Annotated in this window: 19 protein-coding genes, 5 tRNA genes and 1 rRNA gene; 21 read left to right on the top strand and 4 right to left on the bottom strand. The window is 44.1% G+C overall.

The features are described from left to right. Positions 1 to 94: ribosomal RNA gene (rrf, locus tag FKN88_RS16195) — 5S ribosomal RNA — on the top strand; the annotation flags it as partial. Positions 95 to 179: 85 nt separating this feature from the next. Further along, positions 180 to 256: transfer RNA gene (locus FKN88_RS16190), tRNA-Asp, on the top strand. Between the two features lie 388 nt (positions 257 to 644). Here FKN88_RS16190 and pssA read toward each other — a convergent pair. Further along, positions 645 to 1985, bottom strand: coding sequence for a CDP-diacylglycerol--serine O-phosphatidyltransferase (pssA, locus tag FKN88_RS16185; protein ID WP_306687682.1), 1341 nt, complete (start codon positions 1983 to 1985; stop codon positions 645 to 647). 89 nt (positions 1986 to 2074) lie between these two features. Beyond that, positions 2075 to 2503 carry a GNAT family N-acetyltransferase gene (locus FKN88_RS16180; RefSeq protein WP_373567187.1) on the bottom strand — a complete coding sequence of 143 codons (429 nt, stop codon included), beginning with the start codon at positions 2501 to 2503 and terminating at the stop codon, positions 2075 to 2077. Positions 2504 to 2574: 71 nt separating this feature from the next. Here FKN88_RS16180 and murB point away from each other — a divergent pair, with 71 nt between their 5' ends. Further along, on the top strand, positions 2575 to 3615 hold the full coding sequence (murB, locus tag FKN88_RS16175; RefSeq protein ID WP_306687681.1) for a UDP-N-acetylmuramate dehydrogenase: 1041 nt from the start codon (positions 2575 to 2577) through the stop codon (positions 3613 to 3615). After that, entirely contained in the window at positions 3615 to 4583 is a 969-nt protein-coding gene (birA, locus tag FKN88_RS16170) for a bifunctional biotin--[acetyl-CoA-carboxylase] ligase/biotin operon repressor BirA (RefSeq protein WP_306687680.1), read from the top strand. The genes murB and birA overlap by 1 nt, the downstream gene beginning before the upstream one ends. 150 nt (positions 4584 to 4733) lie before the next feature. On the opposite strand, the gene coaA is transcribed toward birA, so the two are convergent. Then, positions 4734 to 5657, bottom strand: a complete 924-nt coding sequence (gene coaA / locus FKN88_RS16165; protein ID WP_306687679.1) for a type I pantothenate kinase — start codon at positions 5655 to 5657, stop codon at positions 4734 to 4736. A gap of 205 nt (positions 5658 to 5862) precedes the next feature. On the opposite strand from coaA, the gene FKN88_RS16160 reads away from it, so the two are divergent. From FKN88_RS16160 to rpoC, 13 genes are all read left to right on the top strand, one after another. Continuing rightward, a tRNA-Thr gene (locus tag FKN88_RS16160) sits at positions 5863 to 5938 on the top strand. A gap of 27 nt (positions 5939 to 5965) precedes the next feature. Further along, positions 5966 to 6050 (top strand) — tRNA-Tyr (locus FKN88_RS16155). 35 nt (positions 6051 to 6085) lie between these two features. Further along, positions 6086 to 6160, top strand: a tRNA-Gly gene (locus FKN88_RS16150). A 13-nt stretch (positions 6161 to 6173) separates the two neighbouring features. Then, positions 6174 to 6249, top strand: a tRNA-Thr gene (locus tag FKN88_RS16145). 104 nt (positions 6250 to 6353) lie between these two features. Continuing rightward, positions 6354 to 7538, top strand: a complete 1185-nt coding sequence (gene tuf / locus FKN88_RS16140; protein WP_004397651.1) for an elongation factor Tu — start codon at positions 6354 to 6356, stop codon at positions 7536 to 7538. A 240-nt stretch (positions 7539 to 7778) separates the two neighbouring features. Beyond that, positions 7779 to 8159: a preprotein translocase subunit SecE gene (secE, locus tag FKN88_RS16135; protein WP_004397650.1), complete on the top strand. Its 381-nt coding sequence runs from the start codon at positions 7779 to 7781 to the stop codon at positions 8157 to 8159. A gap of 12 nt (positions 8160 to 8171) precedes the next feature. Then, positions 8172 to 8720 (top strand): transcription termination/antitermination protein NusG, encoded by a 549-nt coding sequence (gene nusG, locus FKN88_RS16130; RefSeq protein WP_004397649.1) that lies wholly within the window; start codon positions 8172 to 8174, stop codon positions 8718 to 8720. Between the two features lie 130 nt (positions 8721 to 8850). Then, the gene (rplK, locus tag FKN88_RS16125; RefSeq protein ID WP_004397648.1) at positions 8851 to 9279 is read left to right on the top strand and encodes a 50S ribosomal protein L11; all 429 of its coding nucleotides are present in this window, start codon (positions 8851 to 8853) and stop codon (positions 9277 to 9279) included. Positions 9280 to 9283: 4 nt separating this feature from the next. Continuing rightward, a complete protein-coding gene (gene rplA / locus FKN88_RS16120; RefSeq protein WP_004397647.1) occupies positions 9284 to 9985 on the top strand; it encodes a 50S ribosomal protein L1 in 702 nt (233 codons plus the stop codon). Positions 9986 to 10256: 271 nt separating this feature from the next. Further along, complete coding sequence (gene rplJ, locus FKN88_RS16115) at positions 10257 to 10751, top strand: 50S ribosomal protein L10 (protein ID WP_072671278.1); 495 nt, start codon at positions 10257 to 10259, stop codon at positions 10749 to 10751. A gap of 59 nt (positions 10752 to 10810) precedes the next feature. Beyond that, positions 10811 to 11176, top strand: coding sequence for a 50S ribosomal protein L7/L12 (gene rplL, locus FKN88_RS16110; RefSeq protein WP_004397645.1), 366 nt, complete (start codon positions 10811 to 10813; stop codon positions 11174 to 11176). Between the two features lie 240 nt (positions 11177 to 11416). Beyond that, entirely contained in the window at positions 11417 to 15445 is a 4029-nt protein-coding gene (rpoB, locus tag FKN88_RS16105) for a DNA-directed RNA polymerase subunit beta (RefSeq protein ID WP_115152679.1), read from the top strand. Positions 15446 to 15545: 100 nt separating this feature from the next. Continuing rightward, the gene (gene rpoC, locus FKN88_RS16100) at positions 15546 to 19748 is read left to right on the top strand and encodes a DNA-directed RNA polymerase subunit beta' (protein WP_158137721.1); all 4203 of its coding nucleotides are present in this window, start codon (positions 15546 to 15548) and stop codon (positions 19746 to 19748) included. A 121-nt stretch (positions 19749 to 19869) separates the two neighbouring features. On the opposite strand, the gene rsd is transcribed toward rpoC, so the two are convergent. Beyond that, positions 19870 to 20358: a sigma D regulator gene (gene rsd / locus FKN88_RS16095; RefSeq protein ID WP_161438969.1), complete on the bottom strand. Its 489-nt coding sequence runs from the start codon at positions 20356 to 20358 to the stop codon at positions 19870 to 19872. Between the two features lie 182 nt (positions 20359 to 20540). Between rsd and nudC the strand changes: the two genes are divergently transcribed. The 4 genes from nudC to FKN88_RS16075 all read left to right on the top strand — a co-directional run bounded on the left by nudC (position 20541) and on the right by FKN88_RS16075 (position 24548). Continuing rightward, positions 20541 to 21341: an NAD(+) diphosphatase gene (gene nudC / locus FKN88_RS16090; RefSeq protein ID WP_306687678.1), complete on the top strand. Its 801-nt coding sequence runs from the start codon at positions 20541 to 20543 to the stop codon at positions 21339 to 21341. Between the two features lie 262 nt (positions 21342 to 21603). Beyond that, positions 21604 to 22668 carry a uroporphyrinogen decarboxylase gene (gene hemE / locus FKN88_RS16085; RefSeq protein ID WP_154169359.1) on the top strand — a complete coding sequence of 355 codons (1065 nt, stop codon included), beginning with the start codon at positions 21604 to 21606 and terminating at the stop codon, positions 22666 to 22668. Positions 22669 to 22785: 117 nt separating this feature from the next. Further along, the gene (locus tag FKN88_RS16080; protein ID WP_158137725.1) at positions 22786 to 23436 is read left to right on the top strand and encodes a TetR/AcrR family transcriptional regulator; all 651 of its coding nucleotides are present in this window, start codon (positions 22786 to 22788) and stop codon (positions 23434 to 23436) included. A 152-nt stretch (positions 23437 to 23588) separates the two neighbouring features. Then, a complete protein-coding gene (locus FKN88_RS16075) occupies positions 23589 to 24548 on the top strand; it encodes a DHH family phosphoesterase (protein ID WP_158144352.1) in 960 nt (319 codons plus the stop codon).

Here is a 24548-nt window from a genome sequence, read left to right as displayed (position 1 = left end):
ACCCACCTGATTCCATGCCGAACTCAGAAGTGAAACGAAACAGCGTCGATGGTAGTGTGGGGTCTCCCCATGTGAGAGTAGAACATCGCCAGGCTTTAATACTTGTGTTTAGACCTAAGGTCTGAAGGCAGAAACTCAATAAAGCATCAATCAGACTTTATCGAGTAACAAGACAATGTGGAGCGGTAGTTCAGTTGGTTAGAATACCGGCCTGTCACGCCGGGGGTCGCGGGTTCGAGTCCCGTCCGCTCCGCCACTGATAAGAGTCCCTAGCAGCAATGCTGGGGATTTTTTATTGTTCGCTATTAATACGAAAGAAAAGCAGTCAGCGGATAAGTTTAATTGAATAGCATACCGGCCTGTCACGCCGGGGGGCGCGCTGGTTGTTCAACGGCAGGGAGTCCCGTCCGCTCCGCCACTGATAATAATCCCTAGCAGTCATGCTGGGGATTTTTTGTATCGGGTAAATTTATAAAAAGTTTTGGTCTGTGTGAAGAGAGTAGAATGGATCCATTGGATCTTTTCTTTGGCTATCTGTTGGAGCACAGAATACAGAGATTGCTGTATGAGTGTTGTATTAAAATGATTCATCAGTAATAAAAAACCGATAGTGAATCACTATCGGCTTTTTTCTGCTATTTTCTTTAAAGAATTTGCTTTAATACTCGGTCAGCTTTAACACGCGTAATTCTTTTCATTAGTCGTTGTACGACGTCAGGATAACTATCGAGCTTCTCAATTTGTTTGTAGGTACAGACTAATTGCGTATGCTGTAAAATGTTATCCATCTCTTTACTAAATTTATCAAGGAGATGTCCGTGTTTATCGTGGATAAGTAACGCGTTCTCTAAATCGAGTTTCCATGCTCTTGGGTTAAGATTATTGCCAGTGATCAGCATATAACGTTTATCTATCCAGATACCTTTTAGGTGGAAACTGTTGTCACCATCTTTCCATAAATGAATCGACAGTTTTCGACTAGCGATATTGGCTTCATTAATCTTTGCAAAGCGACGTAGATTGAGTTCATAGAGATAAGGTAAACCGCCAATGGTTTTGAAATCTTGTGAAGGCGCTATATAAAAATCATTCGCAGTTTTGTCTCCGACAATAATATGAACGGTGACTCCTCGTTTAATCGCTTTTTTTACTTCTTTTGCCACAGAAGGCGGAAAATTAAAATAGGGTGTACAGATATAGATTTCTTGTTCAGCCTGAGCAAGTAGGTCAATCACAGTCTGGTTTAGATGATTTCGACGCTTACCAATACCAACAAGTGGAGTCACACCGACTTGATCGGCATTAATCGCTTGTGCCGAAAAGTCGTAGCTCGCTTCCGTAAGCGTAGCGCGGAACTGACGAATATCGGTTTTGATCTCTTTTGTTTTTGGTCTATCAGCACAAGACAGCTCATTAACGGCTGGATGAGCCAATAATGTGTCTTGAATGAAGTTAACCATCGTATCAGCGAGAGATGGGTTATCTAAGGTATGATAGCGATCGAATCGGTAACGTTCTTGATAGTGAAGATAAACGTTATTAATACTAGCACCACTATAGATTACTTGATCATCAATGATAAAGCCTTTGAGGTGTAACACGCCAAACACTTCTCTTCCGCGAACCGGAATGCCATGTACAGGGATAGCATGGGAGTAACGCTGTTTAAAGTCACAATACAGCGTTGCATTCCCTGCAGAGGCCTCAGCACCGATTAACCCGCGCTGAGCTCGATGCCAATCGACACAAATGTGAATGTCTAATCCTGGATTACGCTGTTTAGCGTTATAAAGTTCTGTGAGTATTTCCCGTCCGGCATCGTCGTTTTCTAGGTATAAGGCCACGATATAGATGCGTTTACTGGCTAGACGAATAGACTCAATAAGATGAGTACGAAACTCTTGAGCTGACAGCAATACATCAAACTTATTAGGATCTTGCGCAATAGTGGGCAGTTGTTCGACTGTATTTCTACGAGCAATCATAGTGATGCTTTACCTTACGTATGTGCAAAATTGCGAGCAGGGTATATTACCAAAATAACGTGAATGATAGCTATAAAAGAGCTCTATTCTTAACATAAGTCATCTTTATATATCATCGGAATAAGAGATTTACCACTTGCTTGGTAGCGCGTAAGCAGGGTTCGCAATTCTGCAGGAAGCTGGTCTGGACGCTGAGTATAAAAATTACCAAGTGTATAAAAGGATGTCAGATGCGGATAAGCAAAACAATAGTCATTGTGTTTCAGTATGTTTTTTTTGCAGTAGATCAATAATGCTTGGCCAATCCCTTTTGAACGTTCCTCACTCACCACGGCCATTCCGGTCAATAATCGATAATCAGCAATTGAGCGAAAACGAACAACGGCTTTGATATGGTGGTTTTCATAAGCAGCGATGATCAGCTCATCACTTTTCGGTTTAGCTGATGGATAGTGCTGTTTATAAAAACGTTTAATCAGTGGTAGTTTTAGCGTCTCTACGTGCTCAAAGTGAAGAATTGGTATTTGCATCTGTCTTATCAAAGTATCTGTTGTAGAATAGCATGAGTTTTATTTAGGCAAAGAGTCTCATGCAACTACACCATAATGCAAATCTTAAGTCTTATCATACTTTCGGTCTTGATCAGACTTGCCAATATTTAGCGGTAATTGAATCTGTCGATGATCTGATTGTACTGCATCAATCTGATGAGTGGGCTGAGCGGCCGAAATTGATGTTAGGCAAGGGAAGCAATGTATTATTTACCGAGCCTTATCAAGGCTTGGTGATGGTCAATCGCCTGTTAGGTATTGAGCATAGACAAGATGCTGACTTTCACTACTTACATGTTGCCGGCGGAGAAGATTGGCCGAGGTTAGTTGAGTGGTCTATTCAGCAAGGTTTACCAGGATTAGAAAATTTAGCGTTGATCCCAGGCTGTGCTGGTTCTGCGCCCATTCAAAATATTGGTGCTTATGGCGTAGAGTTCAAAGCGGTTTGTCACTATGTTGACTACTTATGTTTAGCGAGTCTCACCATTAAAAGATTAAGTGTTTCTGAGTGTCAGTTTGGTTATCGTGACTCTATCTTTAAACAAGGTTTATACGGTAAAGCGCTTGTGGTTGCCGTGGGATTACGTTTAGCTAAAGATTGGCAACCTCTTTTGTCTTATGGCCCTCTCCAATCGTTGCCTGCGACTTGTTCGGCGGAAGATATTTATCATACCGTTTGTCAGGTGAGAAAAGATAAACTGCCAGATCCAGCCGTATTGGGTAATGCGGGCAGTTTTTTTAAAAACCCAGTGGTTAATCAAGCCGTGTTTGAGACTTTAAAAAAGCAGTGTCCAAATTTAGTCGCTTATCCTACAGAACAAGGTGTTAAATTAGCCGCAGGTTGGCTGATTGAACAAGCGGGATTAAAGGGATATACGTTCGGTGGGGCACAAGTTCATCCTAAGCAAGCTTTAGTTATCATCAATAAGAATAATGCAACGGCACGAGATATTATTGGTTTAGCAAAGCAAATTTGTAAGACGGTATACGATAAGTTTAAAGTCCCTCTTGAGCATGAAGTGCGCTTTATTGGTTCAGTCGCAGAAACCCACTTACAAGCGTTAATAGAGACGAAATAATGAAAGATCACAGTGTTAAGTTACGCTTATTAAAGATGCTCTCTGATGGGCATTTTCACTCTGGTGAGTCTCTGGGGGAATGGCTTGGCATGTCGCGAGCAGCCATCAGTAAACATATTCAAGGTATTCAACAATGGGGAATGGATATTCATCGGGTGCAAGGCAAAGGTTATCAGCTTGCTCGACCGCTGATGATGTTGGATGAGCATCGTATTCGTTCTCAAGTAACTAACCCCGTTGAATTGCATCCTATTATTGATTCAACCAATCAATATTTATTAGATAATTCGCACATGATTTCCTCTGGAACGGTTTGTATCGCTGAATATCAAAATAAGGGTCGTGGTCGCCGGGGGCGGCATTGGGTATCGCCTTTTGGTTCTAACCTTTATTTCTCCATGTACTGGCGTTTAGACGCGGGTATGGCTGCCGCGATGGGCTTAAGCCTCGTCATTGGAGTTGCGATAGTAGAAGCACTTGAGGAAATGGGCCTTAATGGGATTAAATTGAAATGGCCGAATGATCTTTATTATCAAGATCGTAAATTAGCAGGAATTTTGGTTGAAATGTCGGGGCAAGCGGGCGGAGCGGCTCACTTAGTGATCGGTATCGGTATGAACCTGATTATGCAAGATGAAAATATAGCTATTGATCAGCCTTGGACCAGTTTGTCACAAGTGCTTGGTCAAGAGGATATCGATCGCAACCAATTGGTGATTAAACTTATACAAGCTCTAAATCGATCACTGGAGAACTATGAACAGCACGGCATGCAAGAGTTTGTTGAGCGTTGGAATCGGTTGGATAACTTTTTAGGTCGTCGAGTTCACCTCATCATTGGACCGAATAAAATTACTGGAATTGAGCGAGGTATTGATCAGAGTGGTGGTGTTTTACTTGAAACGCCTGAAGGAATAAAAAGTTATCTTGGTGGTGAAATTTCTTTACGCAAAGGTGAGGACGAATAAGTTATTGCCTTTGAACGACCGATTAATGATGAAAAGCTTCTATCATAATAACTTGATATTAGAGTAGAAAATGACTTTTTAAAGTTGTGCTGTTTGAGCTTCACTAGATCAAGTCATTTTCAAGTCAACCAGAGTATCGCATTGTCTGATTTATTTGCGTAATAGTACTTCTTCAACACTATGGCAAAGCCCTTTCCTTAAAATTAATTGAGCTCGCTCTTTGGTGGGTAAAATGTTTTCTTGAAGATTTTTACCATTGATTGAGTTCCATATATGTTGCGCTTTGGCTTTCGCTTCTTGCTCAGTCAACTGTGTATAGTGATTGAAATATGATTCTGGCTTTTTAAAGGCCCCATGACGAAACTTCATAAAGCGATCGATATACCATTTTTCAATTAATTCAGCATCGGCATCAACATAGATAGAAAAATCTAAAAAATCAGAGATAAAGACCCGATGTGGCTCATGAGGGTAATCCATGCCACTTTGTAATACATTTAATCCTTCAATAATTAAGACATCTGGCCGATCGACAATTTTCTGTTGAGAAGTGATATCGTAAGTTAAATGCGAGTAAATGGGCGCAGTAACATGGGGTTGTCCCGCTTTTACATCAGAGACAAACTGCACCAAGCGTCGAATATCGTATGATTCTGGAAAGCCTTTTTTATGCATGATATTCCGTTCATGCAAGATTCTATTAGGATACAGAAAACCATCAGTCGTGATTAACTCAACTTTAGGATGATTATCCCAACGAGAGAGCAATGCTCTCAATAAGCGTGCTGTCGTACTTTTACCTACCGCTACACTACCTGCAATACCGATTATAAATGGCGGTGCTTTCTCTGCATGACCTAAAAACTGGTTGAGAACGGTATTACGACTTTGTCTGGCCGCAACATACAAATTTAATAATCTTGCCAAAGGGAGATAAATTTCTACCGCTTCTTTCATCGTAAGGCTTTCATTAATACCTTGTAATTCTTGCAGATCATGTTCTGACAGAGTCATGGTGACTGAGTTACGTAACTCAGCCCATTGGTGACGAGCAAAAGACAAATATGGGCTCATAAAAGGTTCAGTCGTAGTATTAGAAGAAGCAGGCAACATACAATATGCTACTGAGATTGCAAATCAGAAACGCACGAGAATTGGCGATTAAGCAAAAAAATGAATAAAAAAACAGCGAATCAGCTCGGGCCGAATAAAAAATGCTTTTTTTTGCCGATTAGACTTGCAAGCGCTGAGATCATTCAATAGAATGCGCCCCACTTATGCCGACTTAGCTCAGTAGGTAGAGCAACTGACTTGTAATCAGTAGGTCACCAGTTCGATTCCGGTAGTCGGCACCATCTTCTTTAATCGGAAGATAAAAATTTGGAGGGGTTCCCGAGTGGCCAAAGGGAGCAGACTGTAAATCTGCCGGCTCCGCCTTCGATGGTTCGAATCCGTCCCCCTCCACCATATTGTAAAGGAAATAGCTCACAGAGTTACGTGTTGCGGGCATCGTATAATGGCTATTACCTCAGCCTTCCAAGCTGATGATGCGGGTTCGATTCCCGCTGCCCGCTCCACTCATTTTAGAGTGCTGATATAGCTCAGGCGGTAGAGCGCATCCTTGGTAAGGATGAGGTCGGCAGTTCGAGTCTGCCTATCAGCACCAGCTCTAAGCAAAGATTTCCTTTTACTATATAATTATTACCGAACTTTTTTTGGTTGCGTGGTCATAAACAAAGCCACATACATCCGTACCTAGAGGGACAACTCATGTCTAAAGCAAAATTTGAACGTACGAAACCGCACGTAAACGTTGGTACTATCGGCCACGTTGACCACGGTAAAACCACTCTAACAGCAGCTATCTGTACTGTACTTGCAAAAGTATACGGCGGTGAAGCGAAAGACTTCGCGTCAATCGATAACGCTCCAGAAGAGCGTGAGCGCGGTATTACTATTTCTACTTCACACGTAGAATACCAAACTCCATCACGTCACTACGCACACGTAGACTGCCCAGGACACGCTGACTATGTTAAAAACATGATCACTGGTGCTGCGCAAATGGACGGTGGTATCCTAGTTGTAGCTGCGACAGATGGCCCAATGCCACAAACTCGTGAGCACATCCTACTAGGCCGTCAGGTTGGTATTCCTTACATCGTTGTATTCATGAACAAATGTGACATGGTAGACGATGAAGAGTTGCTAGAGCTTGTAGAGATGGAAGTTCGTGAACTTCTTTCTGAGTACGATTTCCCAGGCGACGACCTACCAGTAATTCAAGGTTCAGCACTAGGTGCATTGAACGGTGAAGAGCAGTGGGAAGCGAAGATTGTAGAACTAGCAGAAGCGCTAGATTCATACATTCCAGAGCCTGAGCGTGCAGTAGACCAAGCATTCCTAATGCCAATCGAAGACGTATTCTCAATTCAAGGTCGTGGTACCGTAGTAACAGGTCGTATCGAGCGTGGTATTCTACGTGTAGGTGACGAAGTTGCTATCGTTGGTATCAAAGATACAACGACTACTACTTGTACAGGTGTAGAGATGTTCCGTAAGCTGCTTGACGAAGGTCGTGCAGGTGAGAACGTAGGTGCACTACTACGTGGTACTAAGCGTGATGACGTAGAACGTGGTCAAGTACTAGCGAAGCCTGGTTCAATCACTCCACACACGAAGTTTGAATCAGAAGTATACGTACTGTCAAAAGATGAAGGTGGCCGTCATACTCCATTCTTCAAAGGCTACCGTCCACAGTTCTACTTCCGTACAACGGACGTAACTGGTGACATTTCTCTACCAGAAGGCGTAGAGATGGTAATGCCAGGCGACAACATCAAGATGGTTGTAGAGCTAATTGCACCAATCGCGATGGACGAAGGTCTACGTTTTGCTATCCGTGAAGGTGGCCGTACAGTAGGCGCTGGTGTTGTAGCTAAAGTTATCGCTTAATCACAGTTTCTGTGAAGAATGATTTGACTATCCAGTAGCAAAAAGGGCATCATTTGATGCCCTTTTTCTACACAGTTAGTCACTTTGTTTGTTTTATCATCAAGCGCTAGCATGAAATTTAGGGGCCGAGACTATTTCTTGGTCAAAATCAGTATATCAGCCGTGTAGCTGATGAAATGGATTTGCCCTGCAACAGCGGGGCTGTTGTCGTCTATAGTAAGACTTGTGACAGGTTGGTTTATGAAAGCTAATAATGCTGAAACTCCTGATAGCTCAAATGCGCTAGATACGTTGAAGTGGGTCATTACCTTCGTATTGTTGGCCGCTGCTGTTGTAGGTAATTACCTGTATGGTGAGTGGTCTGTAGTCGCACGTGCTGCAGGTGTCATTGTGTTAATTGCCGGCGCTCTTGGCGTTGCGGCAACCACAGTAAAAGGTCAAGCTGCGATTGTTTTTGCACGCGAATCTCGGATGGAGGTTCGTAAAGTGGTGTGGCCTACGCGTCAAGAAACCATGCAAACAACATTAATCGTGTTAGCTGTAAGTATTGTAATGGCTTTAGCACTTTGGGGCATTGATGGAATTATGGTTCGTCTAGTGTCTTTTGTGACTGGAGTATAGAGGGTTTAATACATGAGTGAAGCTCCAAAAAAACGATGGTATGTCGTTCAAGCCTTTTCTGGGTTTGAAGGTCGTGTCGCTCAATCACTTCGTGAGCATATAAAAATGCATGCGATGGAAGAGCACTTTGGTGAAGTGCTGGTTCCAACGGAAGAAGTGGTGGAGATGCGCGCAGGCCAACGTCGCAAGAGCGAGCGTAAATTCTTCCCAGGTTACGTGCTGGTACAAATGGTTATGAATGATGAGTCATGGCATTTGGTACGTAGTGTTCCTCGTGTAATGGGCTTCATTGGTGGCACTTCGGATAGACCAGCACCAATTACTGATAAAGAAGCCGATGCGATCTTGAACCGTTTAGAAAAAGCGAGTGAAGCTCCACGTCCGAAAACGATGTTTGAGGTTGGTGAAGTGGTCCGTGTTACAGAGGGTCCATTTGCTGATTTCAATGGTACGGTAGAAGAGACCGATTACGATAAAAGTCGCCTGAAAGTGTCTGTCTCTATCTTTGGTCGTGCAACGCCAGTTGAACTCGAATTTGGTCAAGTAGAAAAACTTGACTAAAATAGCATCTATTTAAGTCTTGTGAAAAGCGTGAGATAAGATTATAATTTCGCGCCTTTTTACGGGCATTATGTAAAACTGGGGAGCTGATAAATATATTAGCGTTTGCACCCAATCATTAGGAAATATCATGGCTAAGAAAGTTGAAGCTTATATCAAGTTGCAAGTTGCAGCTGGTATGGCGAACCCAAGTCCACCAGTTGGTCCTGCACTAGGTCAAAAAGGTGTTAACATCATGGAATTCTGTAAAGCGTTCAACGCAAAAACAGAATCAATGGAGAAAGGTCTACCAACTCCAGTTGTTATCACTGTATACAGCGACCGTTCTTTTACGTTCATCACTAAGACTCCTCCTGCAGCAGTTCTACTTAAGAAAGCGGCTGGCCTTAAGTCTGGTTCTGGTCGTCCAAACACTGAAAAAGTGGGTACGATCACTGACGCACAAATCCAAGAAATCGCAGAACTAAAAGCTGCTGATATGACTGGTGCTGATATTGAAGCGATGAAACGTTCTATTGCGGGTACTGCTCGTTCAATGGGCCTAGTGGTAGAGGGTTAAGATCATGGCAAAATTAACTAAGCGCATGCGTACAATTCGTGAAAAAGTTGACGCAACAAAAGAATACGAAATCAACGAAGCAGTTGCTCTTCTTAAAGAACTAGCGACAGCTAAATTTGTTGAATCTGTAGATGTTGCTGTGAACCTTGGTATCGATGCTCGTAAATCTGACCAAAACGTACGTGGTGCAACTGTACTACCACACGGTACTGGTCGTGACGTTCGCGTTGCAGTATTCACTCAAGGTGCTAATGCTGAAGCGGCTAAAGCTGCTGGTGCAGACCTAGTGGGTATGGAAGATCTTGCTGAGCAAGTGAAAAAAGGTGAAATGAACTTCGACGTTGTGATTGCTTCTCCAGATGCAATGCGTGTTGTTGGTCAATTGGGTACCATTCTTGGTCCTCGTGGTCTAATGCCAAACCCGAAAGTTGGTACTGTAACTCCTAACGTTGCTGAAGCAGTAAAAAATGCGAAAGCAGGCCAGGTTCGTTACCGTAATGACAAGAACGGTATTATCCACAGCACTATCGGCAAAGTGACTTTCGAAGCTAACCAACTGCAAGAGAACTTAGAAGCTCTGCTTGTTGCGCTTAAGAAAGCAAAACCATCATCAGCGAAAGGTACTTACGTGAAGAAAGTAAGCATCTCTACGACGATGGGTGCAGGTGTTGCTGTTGATCAGTTGACGCTGAACACTAAAATATAATTCCTTTGCTTAGGCGCGAAATTTATGTATAATTTTGCGCCTAATATTTGTGGTTGGGGCTGAACTTTGGTTCTTTGAACTATGACACAGTCTCCGTCCAAGACCGTAGGCGTTATCAGTTAGATAACTTAATAAAACCTACGTAGATGGTGCCCGAACTGACAGAAAGCTCTTATTTTTATAAGTTACCTTTCTTCTGGGACTGCACCTAATAATCTCTCACTGTTGTGATAATAGTGAGTGGTGTAACGACAACCAGGAGCAATCCAAGATGGCTTTAAATCTTCAAGACAAAAAAGCAATTGTTGCTGAAGTCAACGAAGCGGCCAGTGGTGCACTTTCTGCAGTTGTTGCTGACTCTCGTGGCGTTCAAGTAGGCGCGATGACTTCTCTACGTAAACAAGCGCGTGAAGCGGGTGTTTACCTGAGAGTTGTTCGTAATACTCTAGCACGTCGCGCTGTAGAAGGCACAGCTTACGAATGTCTGAAAGACGTATTCGTAGGTCCTACTTTGATCGGATTCTCTAACGAGCACCCAGGTGCTGCAGCACGTCTTTTTAAAGACTTCGCTAAAGAGAATAAAGCATTTGAGATCAAAGCAGCTGCATTTGAAGGCGTAATTACTGACGCTGAAGTACTAGCGACACTACCAACTTACGACGAAGCAATTGCACGCCTAATGATGTGCATGAAAGAAGCTTCTGCTGGCAAGCTGGCGCGTACTATCGCTGCTATCCGCGATCAAAAAGAAGCTACAGCGGCTTAATTGCCTTGCTTTTTATTGGTTGCTAAATAAACTTATTGTTGACTTAAAAGAGAATTGTTATGTCTATTACTAACGAGCAAATCCTAGACGCTATTGCAGAAATGTCTGTAATGCAAGTTGTTGAACTTATCTCTGCTATGGAAGAGAAGTTCGGTGTTTCTGCTGCAGCTGCAGTAGTTTCTGGCGGCGCTGCTGCTGCTGAAGTTGAAGAGCAAACTGAATTCGACGTAATTCTAACTGCTGCTGGCGCAAACAAAGTTGCTGTAATCAAAGCAGTACGTGGCGCAACTGGTCTTGGCCTAAAAGAAGCTAAAGCTCTAGTTGACGGCGCTCCAGCACCTCTAAAAGAAGGCATCGACAAAGCTGAAGCTGACGCTCTTAAAGCTCAGCTAGAAGAAGCTGGTGCAACTGTTGAAGTTAAGTAATTATTACTTAATTCCTTAGCCGAAAGGCTAATGGCTGGTGGTTTATTGACCACCAGCCTTTTTGCGCTGTAGGGTATGGACGAATTTTCCCGCTGTTTAAGCGTTCCATATTCTTGCAAAAAGCATCTAAATCATAACGATACGAGATGCCACTACAGTAAACAGCGATTTAGTCACTGTCCTACCCCTTTTAATAAAGGCGGACAGTTTGGGTCACTTATCAGCGAGCTGAGGAACCCCATGGTTTACTCTTATACCGAGAAAAAGCGCATCCGTAAGGACTTTGGTACTCGTCCACAAGTATTGGACATTCCATACCTGCTATCGATCCAGCTTGATTCGTTCGAAAAATTTATCGAACAGGATCCAGAAGGGCAATACGGTCTTGAAGCTGCTTTTCGTTCTGTATTTCCAATCCAGAGCTACAACGGCAATTCAGAGCTGCAATACGTTAGCTACCGTCTTGGTGAGCCAGTTTTTGACGTTAAAGAATGTCAAATCCGTGGTGTAACTTATTCTAAACCTCTACGCGTAAAATTACGCCTAGTGATCTTTGACAAAGACGCGCCAGCAGGCACGGTTAAAGATATTAAAGAACAAGAAGTCTACATGGGTGAAATTCCACTCATGACAGATAATGGTACCTTTGTCATTAATGGTACTGAGCGGGTTATCGTATCCCAGCTGCACCGAAGCCCAGGCGTGTTCTTCGACAGCGATAAGGGTAAAACCCACTCTTCTGGTAAAGTGCTTTATAACGCACGCGTGATCCCTTACCGTGGTTCATGGCTCGACTTTGAGTTCGATCCTAAAGATAACCTATACGTACGTATTGACCGTCGTCGTAAGCTGCCTGCGTCAATTATTTTGCGTGCGCTAGGTAAAACCACAGAACAAGTTCTAGACACCTTCTTTGACAAAGTGAAGTTTGAAGTCAAAGACCAAACTCTGATGATGGAGTTGGTGCCTGAACGTTTACGTGGTGAAACGGCAACGTTTGATATTGAATCTAATGGTAAGGTTTATGTCGAAAAAGGTCGTCGTGTCACTGCGCGTCATATTCGTCAGCTTGAAAAAGATGAAGTCAGTTTTATTGAAGTTCCTGTTGATTATATTGTCGGCAAGATTTCAGCCAAAGACTACATCAATGAAGCGACGGGTGAAGTGATTCTTGCCGCTAACCAAGAAGTTACTTTGGAAGTACTCGCTCATTTATCTCAAGCGGGTTACAAAAAGCTGGAAGTTCTCTTTACTAACGATCTTGATAACGGTCCGTTCATGTCTGAAACACTACGTGTTGACAGTACCTCTGACCGAATTTCGGCGTTAGTTGAAATCTACCGCATGATGCGCCCTGGCGAGCCGCCAACGAAAGAAGCGGCTGAAGCGCTATTCGAAAGTTTATTCTTCTCTCCTGAGCGTTATGACTTATCAACCGTAGGTCGTATGAAGTTCAATAGTTCTATTGAGCGTACAGACGCAGAAGAGCAAGGCACACTCGATGAAACTGATATCATCGAAGTGATGAAAAAGCTAATCGCGATTCGTAACGGTAAAGGGGAGGTTGATGATATCGACCATCTTGGTAACCGTCGTATTCGTAGTGTTGGCGAAATGGCAGAAAACCAATTCCGTGTTGGTCTAGTCCGTGTTGAACGCGCAGTAAAAGAGCGTCTAAGCTTAGGCGATCTCGATAACGTGATGCCACAAGACTTGATCAATGCCAAACCAATTTCTGCTGCAGTAAAAGAATTCTTTGGTTCTTCACAACTGTCTCAGTTTATGGATCAGAACAACCCGCTATCAGAAGTCACGCATAAGCGTCGTATTTCTGCTTTAGGTCCGGGTGGTTTGACTCGTGAACGTGCTGGTTTCGAAGTTCGTGACGTACACGTAACCCACTATGGTCGTTTATGTCCAATCGAAACACCAGAAGGTCCAAACATCGGTCTAATCAACTCTTTGTCTGCTTTTGCTCGTTGTAATGAATATGGCTTCCTTGAAACACCATACCGTCGAGTTGTCGATGGTGTTGTGACTGATGAAGTTGATTATTTATCAGCGATTGAAGAAGGCCAATTTGTTATTGCTCAGGCAAACGCCAAGCTTACTGATGATAGCCGTTTTGCTGATGAACTGATCACTGCTCGTCAGAAAGGTGAATCAGGTCTTCACCCGCGCGAACATGTTGATTACATGGACGTTGCGACTAACCAAGTGGTATCGATAGCTGCATCTTTGATTCCGTTCCTAGAACACGATGATGCGAACCGTGCTTTGATGGGTGCAAACATGCAACGTCAAGCAGTACCGACACTACGTGCTGAAAAGCCATTTGTTGGTACGGGTATTGAGCGCAATGTAGCTGTTGACTCTGGTGTAACTGTGGTTGCGAATCGTGGCGGTGTTATCCAGTCGGTTGATGCATCTCGTATCGTGGTTAAGGTTAATGAAGAAGAGTTAATTCCTGGCGAAGCTGGTATTGATATCTATAACTTAACCAAATATACCCGTTCGAACCAAAACACCTGTATTAACCAGCGTCCTTGTGTGATGCCTGGTGAACCTGTGGGGCGTGGTGATGTATTGGCAGATGGCCCATCTACTGATTTAGGTGAGCTAGCACTAGGCCAGAACATGCGTATCGCGTTCATGCCTTGGAACGGTTATAACTTCGAAGACTCAATCTTAGTTTCAGAGCGCGTTGTTCAAGATGACCGCTTTACCACCATCCACATTCAAGAACTGTCTTGTGTGGCTCGTGATACTAAGCTTGGTGCCGAAGAGATCACGGCGGATATTCCCAACGTTGGTGAAGCGGCATTATCTAAACTTGATGAGTCAGGTATCGTTTATATCGGTGCAGAAGTTAAGGGTGGCGACATCCTTGTGGGTAAAGTAACACCAAAAGGTGAAACTCAGCTCACTCCAGAAGAGAAGCTATTACGTGCTATCTTCGGTGAGAAAGCTTCTGACGTTAAAGATACCTCATTACGCGTTCCAAATTCAGTGGCTGGTACGGTTATTGACGTACAAGTTTTCACTCGCGATGGTGTAGAGAAAGACAAGCGTGCGCTTGAAATTGAGCACATGCAGCTGAAAGAAGCTAAAAAAGACCTAACTGAAGAGTTCCAGATTCTTGAAGGTGGTCTATTAGCACGTGTTCGTTCTGTACTTGTTGCTGGTGGTTACTCGGACGCGAAGCTTGATTCTATTGAGCGCAAGAAATGGTTAGAGCAAACCTTGGAAGACGAGGAGCTACAAAACCAACTTGAACAGCTTGCTGAGCAGTGGGATGAGCTAAAAGCTGACTTTGATAAGAAGTTTGAAACTAAACGTCGCAAGATCACTCAAGGTGATGACTTAGCACCTGGCGTTCTTAAGATCGTAAAAGTTTACTTAGCGGTTAAGCGTCGCATCCAGCCGGGTGATAAGATGGCGGGTCGTCATGGTAACAAAGGTGTTATCTCGAAGATCAACCCTGTGGAAGACATGCCGTATGATGAGAATGGTCAGCCAGTCGATATCGTACTGAACCCACTAGGTGTACCATCGCGGATGAACATCGGTCAGATCTTAGAAGTTCACTTAGGTCTCGCGGCCAAAGGTATCGGCGATAAGATCAACCAGATGATCAAGGAACAACAAGAGCTAGCGAAGCTGCGTGAGTTCCTACAAAAGGTTTACGACCTCGGCGAGACTCGTCAGTCGGTTGACATCGCGGCTTTATCTGATGATGAAGTGCGTACTTTAGCCAATAACCTACGCAATGGCTTAACGGTTGCGACTCCAGTCTTTGATGGTGCGAATGAAGCGTCTATTAAAGAGATGTTGCAATTGGCCGACCTGCCGACTTCTGGACAGTTAACTCTGTTTGATGGTCGTACGGGAGATGCCTTTGAGCGTCCGGTTACGGTTGGTTATATGTACATGCTGAAATTGAACCACTTAGTGGATGATAAGATGCATGCCCGTTCAACGGGTTCTTATAGCTTGGTTACTCAGCAACCTCTGGGTGGTAAAGCACAGTTCGGTGGTCAGCGTTTTGGTGAGATGGAAGTGTGGGCACTAGAAGCCTATGGTGCCGCTTACACGTTACAAGAAATGCTTACCGTTAAGTCTGATGACGTTAACGGCCGTACGAAGATGTATAAGAACATTGTAGACGGTAACCACGCGATGGAACCTGGTATGCCTGAATCGTTCAACGTATTGTTGAAAGAGATTCGCTCGCTAGGTATCAACATCGAGCTAGAAGACGAAGAGTAAACCTTAAGGTTCCCCTTTGGGGGACCTAACTGGTTTTCTGGTAGGAAGGCGCTCGCTACATTAAGCAGCGGGCCCTTTTAACTCCTTACAGGAGCTGATTGTGAAAGACTTATTAAACTTTCTAAAAGCACAGCATAAGACCGAAGAATTTGATGCAATCAAAATCGGTCTATCTTCTCCAGATATGATCCGTTCATGGTCATTTGGTGAAGTGAAAAAACCTGAGACCATCAACTATCGTACGTTCAAACCTGAGCGTGATGGTCTTTTCTGTGCGCGTATTTTTGGTCCGGTAAAAGACTACGAGTGTCTTTGTGGCAAATATAAGCGTCTGAAACACCGTGGTGTGATTTGTGAGAAGTGTGGCGTTGAAGTAACCCAGACTAAAGTTCGTCGTGACCGTATGGGCCACATCGAGCTGGCTTCACCTGTCGCACACATTTGGTTCTTAAAATCACTACCGTCTCGTATCGGTTTGCTGATGGATATGCCATTACGTGATATCGAACGTGTTCTTTACTTCGAAATGTACGTGGTGACTGAGCCAGGCATGACTGATCTTGAAAGAGGACAAATGCTCACAGAAGAAGAGTATTTGGATCGTCTTGAAGAGTGGGGTGATGAATTTACCGCTAAGATGGGCGCAGAGGCAATTAAAGATCTTTTGTCTTCAATGGATCTACAGGTTGAAACTGAGCAAATGCGTGAAGAGTTAGAAACGACTAACTCTGAAACCAAGCGTAAGAAATTGACCAAACGTTTGAAATTGGTTGAAGCGTTCCTCTCTTCAGGTAACAAGCCTGAATGGATGATCCTGACAGTCTTGCCAGTACTGCCGCCAGATCTTCGCCCTCTCGTTCCACTAGATGGCGGACGTTTTGCTACGTCGGATCTGAATGATCTGTATCGTCGCGTGATCAACCGTAACAACCGTTTGAAGCGTCTACTTGAGCTTGCTGCACCAGATATCATCGTACGTAACGAAAAACGTATGTTACAAGAGTCGGTGGATGCACTATTAGATAACGGTCGTCGTGGTCGTGCTATTACTGGTTCTAACAAGCGTCCTCTGAAATCTCTTGCTGATATGATCAAGGGTAAACAAGGTCGTTTCCGTCAGAACCTACTGGGTAAACGTGTAGACTACTCTGGCCGTTCGGTTATTACCGTTGGTCCATACTTACGTCTACATCAGTGTGGTCTTCCTAAGAAGATGGCACTTGAACTATTTAAGCCATTTATCTATAGCAAACTTGAAACTCGTGGCCTAGCAACGACGATTAAAGCGGCTAAAAAGATGGTTGAGCGTGAAGAAGCCGTCGTTTGGGATATCTTGGATGAAGTGATCCGTGAACACCCAGTGCTACTCAACCGTGCACCAACACTGCACCGTTTGGGTATTCAAGCGTTTGAGCCAGTTCTTATTGAAGGTAAAGCGATTCAGTTGCATCCACTCGTGTGTGCGGCGTATAACGCGGACTTCGATGGTGACCAAATGGCGGTACACGTGCCTCTAACTCTAGAAGCACAGCTTGAAGCGCGTACACTGATGATGTCGACGAACAACATTCTGTCGCCAGCATCGGGCGATCCGATCATCGTTCCTTCTCAGGACGTTGTATTGGGTCTGTATTACATGACTCGTGAAAAGATCAATGCGAAAGGTGAAGGTATGTACCTTGCTGGCCCTGAAGAGGCTGAAAAGGCATATCGCACTAAGAACGCGGAACTCCATGCGCGAGTTAAAGTACGTATTACCGAAACGGTGGTTGATGAAGATGGTCACAGCACTACTAACACCCAATTGGTCGATACAACGATTGGTCGTGCCATGTTGTGGCAGATCGTACCGACAGGCTTGCCTTATAGCATCGTCAACCAAAAGTTAGGTAAAAAGCAAATTTCTAACTTGCTCAACGAGGCGTATCGTAAGCTTGGTCTGAAAGACACGGTTATTTTTGCTGACCAAATCATGTACACCGGTTTTGCTTATGCGGCATTGTCTGGCGTATCGGTAGGTATCGATGACATGGTTGTTCCTGCGGCTAAATACACGGAAATTGCTGATGCAGAAGAAGAAGTGCGCGAAATTCAAGAGCAGTTCCAATCTGGTCTAGTGACAGCCGGTGAGCGCTATAACAAAGTGATCGATATTTGGGCATCAACCAATGATCGCGTTGCGAAAGCAATGATGGAAAACCTCTCTTCTGAGTTAGTCATTAACCGTGATGGTGTGGAAGAGCGTCAAGAGTCTTTCAACAGCATTTACATGATGGCCGACTCAGGCGCACGTGGTTCTGCGGCTCAGATTCGTCAGTTAGCGGGTATGCGTGGTCTGATGGCTCGTCCAGATGGTTCGATCATTGAAACGCCAATCACCGCAAACTTTAAAGAAGGTCTGAACGTACTTCAGTACTTTATCTCAACCCACGGTGCGCGTAAGGGTCTAGCCGATACCGCATTGAAAACGGCAAACTCAGGTTATCTGACTCGTCGTTTGGTTGACGTAGCACAGGACGTAGTGGTTACTGAACACGACTGTGGCACCCATGAAGGCGTTGATATGATGCCTCATATCGAGGGTGGTGACGTTAAAGTTGCTCTGACTGAGTTAGCGCTTGGACGTGTTGTTGCAGAAGATATTATTAAGCCTGGTACTGAAGAAGTCTTGATTCCACGTAATACCTTACTGGATGAAAAATGGTGTCAGATCATTAATGATAACTCGGTTGACCGTATCCGCGTTCGTTCTGTCGTAACCTGTGATGCTGACTTTGGTTGTTGTGCATTGTGTTATGGCCGTGACTTGGCTCGTGGTCACTTGGTTAACCAAGGTGAAGCCGTCGGCGTTATTGCGGCTCAATCTATCGGTGAGCCAGGTACACAGTTAACGATGCGTACTTTCCACATCGGTGGTGCTGCATCAACAGCCGCTGCAGAGAACAGTATTCAAGCGAAGAATAAAGGTTCTGTGAAGCTGCATAACGCTAAATTCGTAATCAACAAAGATCGTAAACTGGTGATCACTTCGCGTGCATCAGAGATGACGATTATTGATGAATTTGGTCGTACCAAAGAGAAGCACAAACTGCCTTACGGTTCGTTATTAAGCAAAGCCGATGGCGATGCTGTTGACGCCGGTGAAGTTATTGCTAACTGGGAAGCGCACACACTACCTATCATCACTGAAGTGGCTGGTCGTATCCAGTTCGTGGATATGATTGATGGTGTAACCGTTTCTCGTCAAACTGATGATCTAACGGGTCTGTCTTCAAGTGAAGTTACCGATGCCGCCGCTCGTCCAGCCGCAGGTAAAGATATGCGTCCTGCGATTAAACTGGTTGATGCGAAAGGTAAAGATGTATTGATTCCTGGTACTGATATGCCAGCGCAATATTTCTTACCTGGTAAGGCGATTGTGAACATCGAAGATGGCGCAGAAGTGAACATCGGTGACACGTTAGCACGTATTCCACAAAAATCTGGCGGTAACCGAGATATCACCGGTGGTCTACCACGCGTAGCTGACTTGTTTGAAGCGCGTAAGCCGAAAGAGCCTGCGATTCTTGCTGAGCATACGGGTACTGTTTCATTCGGTAAAGAGACTAAAGGTAAGCGTCGTCTACTGATCACTCGCGATAGCGGTGATGTGTATGAAGAGATGATTCCTAAGCATCGTCAGCTCAACGTGTTTGAAGGTGAGCGCATTGAACGTGGTGATGTCATTGCTGATGGCCCAGAGTCACCGCATGATATTCTGCGTCTACGTGGTATCCACGCCGTGACTTCATACATTGCTAACGAAGTTCAGGAAGTTTACCGTCTGCAAGGCGTTAAGATAAACGATAAGCATATTGAAACGATTGTTCGTCAGATGCTACGTAAGTGTACCATCACCCATTCAGGTGATTCGGAATTCTTACCTGGTGAGCAAATTGAGTACGCTCAAGTTAAGATTGCTAACCGTTTATTGGAAGCTGATGGTAAAGAACCTGCTCGTTTCGAACGCGAACTATTAGGTATTACCAAAGCCTCTCTGGCAACCGAATCGTTTATTTCAGCAGCGTCGTTCCAAGAAACAACGCGCGTACTGACTGAAGCAGCGGTATCGGGTAAACGTGATGATTTACGTGGTCTGAAAGAGAACGTAATCGTTGGTCGTTTGATCCCTGCCGGTACCGGTTTTGCGTATCACCAAGATCGCCAAGCGAAGCGTCTAGCTCAAAAAGAAGGTACGTCAGCGGAACAAGCGACGGACAATCTTGCTGCGCTATTGAATGCTGGCTTTTCATCGGACGAGTAATCGTATCGCATGATCAAAAAAGGCACCTTCGGGTGCCTTTTTTTAACTCATTTTTCAGGTCAATTATGTTGCGCTGCTTTCACTCAATTTACTTAGATGAAAAGCGAAAGCTCACGCTTGCTTATGCGCCTGGTGGGATAGCAAGGCTGTCTGCTATTAATTGAATCAGGTAATCTTCAGACGCAAACCGCGACTCAAGCACTTCACCAACCACCGATAAATCATTATCGAGATTATCTAAATCATCGTCATCAGCCACAGTGGCATAGTTATCCGCAAAATCCAATAAGGCATCATTGGTTTGGACGATTTTTCCATAGGTTTGGTTGATTTCATCTGTTGCTTTAAAACCAGTCGCTTGCCATTTTTGCATGACCATATCATAAATTTTAAAATGGCCTTCGGAGATATAATCAACCAGCTCTTGGCTAAAGCGGTGCAACGCTTTAGGCGCTGGTAACTCATTCAGTGAGGATTCGGGAGTTAAAGGCTGTAGTGCTGCAAGCTTGCAGTACTCAACGATCAGGTGTTGACGGTTATCCAACCAGTGATCGATAACTTCACTGGATCCGCCCCACTGCTCTTGTGTTTTCTTTAATTTATTTAGCATGACCATGCCCTCATGATCTCATCATCTTATTGATGATTTTCCTTGCACACCCATTGTAGTGTTGTACTACAACCTGTTGTCCTAACGAGAATTTATAGGTTTGAAAATCAAATGACTACAAACTCTGGTATGAATTTAGATTGCCAGTAAAATGGTTGAACTGCAAGCAATCAGGAGTGAGTATGTTAGAAAACAGTGACGCAAAAGCCGCTTATTGGTGTGTTGTTTCAGGAAGTGAGATCTGGACCATTGATGGGAGCATCCCTTTTGGTTGTGCGCAGCAATGGCGATTACCGATTGAGTATGCGGTATTGATTGGTGAGCATAACCAAGCCCCTGTTTATTGGATAAATGCTCAAGAGATCGCTGATGAGTTACCAATGGTGAATTTGCGGACGTTATTATCGATGGATTCAGCGCTATTTTTGCTCGCCAGCAAAGCGGTTCAATATGGGCATATGAGTCAAACTCAGCGTTTTTGTTCACAATGTGGTGGGCGTAATCGTCTCAATCATCATCAGTTAGCGATGCAATGTCAGGAATGTCGCACTTTACATTATCCGCGTATTTTTCCGTGCATTATTGTCGCGGTTCGCAAAGATGAGCAGATTTTACTTGCTCAGCACCCTCGTCATCGCGGTGGGATGTATACGGTGATTGCCGGTTTTTTAGAGGTGGGAGAAACCCTTGAGCAATGCGTCGCGCGTGAAGTACAAGAAGAAACGGGGATTATTATCGACAATATTCGCTATGTGGCCAGTCAACCTTGGGCGTTTCCTTCCAGTATGATGATGGGTTTTTTAGCCGATTATGCGGGAGGTGAGTTAAACCCCGATTATTCAGAACTGACCGATGCGCAGTGGTTTAGTGAACCTCATTTACCTGATCTTGCTCCACACGGAACGATAGCTCGAGCTTTAATTGAACAGACCTTGACCGACATCCGAGTCAAGAATGATAAGATCGACAGTCATTCTTTTTAAAGGAAACAGGCATAAAAAAACCCTCCGCAAGGGAGGGGGTAAGTAAGATGTCGTTATGAGATGCTAGACATTCAATGCCTAGCTATTATTATCGTTTTCGCTAGCGAATAAATTTGTAACAGTTAATGCTTTTGCACGCAATTTAAGCATTGATTTAAAAGTTAATAACTTGATCTCGGTTGCAAAGCACTCTGCGATGCTTGGTCAATCAATGTTAGAATGAGCGATTGATTACCGCTTGATAGAAAAATGGGAATAAGCCATGACTGAATTAAAAAATGACCGCTATTTGCGTGCATTACTCAAGCAACCTGTCGATTGCACGCCAGTATGGATGATGCGTCAAGCGGGGCGCTATCTACCAGAATACCGAGCGACACGTGCACAAGCGGGCGATTTTATGTCGTTATGCAAAAATGCCGAGCTGGCTTCTGAAGTCACCTTACAGCCGCTGCGCCGTTTTTCACTCGATGCTGCCATTTTGTTTTCCGATATCTTAACCATTCCTGATGCCATGGGTTTAGGCTTGTATTTTGAAGCCGGTGAAGGGCCAAAGTTCGAGCGCCCCATCACTTGTAAAGCGGATGTGGATAAAATTGGTTTACCTGATCCAGAAGGCGAGCTGCAATATGTGATGAATGCTGTACGCCAAATTCGTAAAGATCTGCAAGGCGAAGTACCTTTGATTGGTTTTTCTGGCAGCCCTTGGACGTTGGCAACCTATATGGTCGAAGGCGGAAGTTCAAAAGCGTTCACCAAAATCAAAAAGATGATGTATGCCGAACCTGCTTTATTGCATCGGTTACTCGATAAATTGGCAAATAGTGTCATTGAGTATTTGAATGCACAGATTAAAGCTGGAGCGCAATCAGTGATGGTCTTCGATACTTGGGGAGGCGTATTAACGCCAAGAGATTATCAGTCGTTTTCGCTGCATTACATGCATAAAATTGTTGATGGATTGATCCGTGAGCACGAAGGAAGACGAGTCCCTGTTACATTATTTACCAAAAATGGTGGTATGTGGCTTGAGTCGATTGCGGCGACGGGATGTGATGCGATTGGACTCGATTGGACCATCAATATTGCTGATGCTAAAGCACGAGTGGGTGATAAAGTTGCGCTGCAAGGCAATATGGATCCTTCCATGCTTTATGCTAGCCCTCAGCGAATTCGTCAAGAGGTAGCAAGTATTCTTGAGGGTTTTGGTACCGGTAGTGGTCATGTGTTTAACTTAGGCCATGGTATCCATTTAGACGTTCCACCAGAGAATGCTGGAGTGTTTGTCGATGCGGTTCATCAACTTTCGACCCCTTATCACCGATAAAAAGGTTCAGTATTGAGCCCGCTTTCCTTTGAATAGCGAAGAGGTGGGCCTATCTGCCTCTTTATCTTGTTTGGTATATACTGAGATAAATTCACCACTAAAGATTATGGTTCGACAATGAAAACCCGAGAGCGAATAATTCATGCCGCATTAGCCTTGTTTAATGAACATGGTGAAAGACCGATCACCACCAACCATATTGCGGCTCATATCGACATTAGCCCCGGTAATCTCTATTATCATTTTCGTAATAAACAAGAGATCGTGCGTGAAATTTTTGCTTGGTACTCGGCTGAACTTATCGAGCGTTTTAGCCCTTGGCAGGGCCAATATGAGAGTTTAACGCTGCTGAAACATTATTTGGATTCTATTTTTAATTTGATGTGGAAATATCGATTTTTCTACGCCAATTTACCGGAGATTTTGCAACGCGATCCTGAGCTTCATCAATCGTATATTCAAGTTCAAGATAAGCTCCAAGTGAACTTGATTAATATTATGCAAGTGTTTATCGATATGCAGCTGCTGGTGATTGATGATCAAGAGATGAAAAAGCTAGTGACAACGCTGCATTTGATCGCTTCAAGCTGGTTGGCGTATCAGTCTGCGATGTCGGCTAACGCGTCCATTACCGAGCGTGTTATTCATCAGGGGATGCTACAAATCATCTCAGTGATGAAACCTAATGCTACCCCCCAAGGTTTAGAACAATTACAATTATTAGAAGAAGGTGTCAGAGCCATGCACGCCAGCACCATCAATGGTTAGAGTGCGTTGACTTTTCAATGGTTACCATATGGTTGCGGCTGTTATAGCGATGCTGAGTAATAAGTTTGGAGATATAACGTTTTTATCTTACTCATCATAGGCCGATTTAGATAAAGTGTGCTTATGTCCGCTAAATACCCCTGTGAATAACCATGCACTATGATGTTTTTAATGGTGATGCTGATGGCATCATCGCGCTATTACAACTGCGCTTAGCCGAGCCTATCGAAAGTCAGCTAGTGACTGGCGTGAAGCGTGACATACAGTTACTGAAAAAACTAACGGTTAATCCTGGTGATTCTCTGACTGTACTGGATATTTCGATGGCGAAAAATGCCTTTGATTTACAGCGCCTGCTCTCCGAGGGAGCAAGCGTTTTTTATGCTGATCATCATCAATCCGGTGATATCCCTACCCATCCCCATTTAACCGCGAACATTGATTTAAGTGCCAATACTTGTACAGGATTGATTATTGATCGATTACTGGCGGGCCGTTTTCATCATTGGGCGATTGCCGCTGCTTATGGCGATAATTTGATCGCAACCGCCAATCAACTGGCATTACAAGCTGGATTAACGACATTTCAAGCCGAGCAGTTGCAGTCAATCGGCACTTTGCTCAATTACAACGGCTATGGGCAACAATTGGAAGATTTGCACTTTCATCCCGCAGAATTGCTGCGAAGTTTATTGAACTATCCTTGTCCTTTTATGCTTATCGATGATCATCATTCCCCTTATCATCGTCTCAAGCAGGCTTATCAGCAAGACATGGCGCAAGTACAAAGCCTAGAAGCATATTACCAAAGTCGAGAATTACGCGTGTTTGTGTTACCCAATCAATCGGCCTCACATCGAGTCAGTGGTGTCTTTGGTAATCTGCTAGCCAATCAACAACCGAGCCAAGCTCATTTGATCGTGACTGAAGCGGACAGTGAGAGTTATACCGTGTCATTACGGGCTCCTTTAGCGAATAAACAAGGTGCAGGAGCCATTTGTGCTCAGTTTGTTAGCGGTGGTGGGCGAGAAGCGGCGGGAGGGGTAAATCGTCTAGCCAAATCACAATTGAGCCAACTGATAGAGAGGGTCGAAACTTATTATCGATATTAA

Origin of the sequence: Vibrio sp. 2017_1457_13 (assembly GCF_030851525.1) — a bacterium.
Taxonomy (GTDB): Bacteria; Pseudomonadota; Gammaproteobacteria; order Enterobacterales; family Vibrionaceae; genus Vibrio; species Vibrio metschnikovii.
This window is presented reverse-complemented; position numbering and strand designations above follow the sequence as displayed.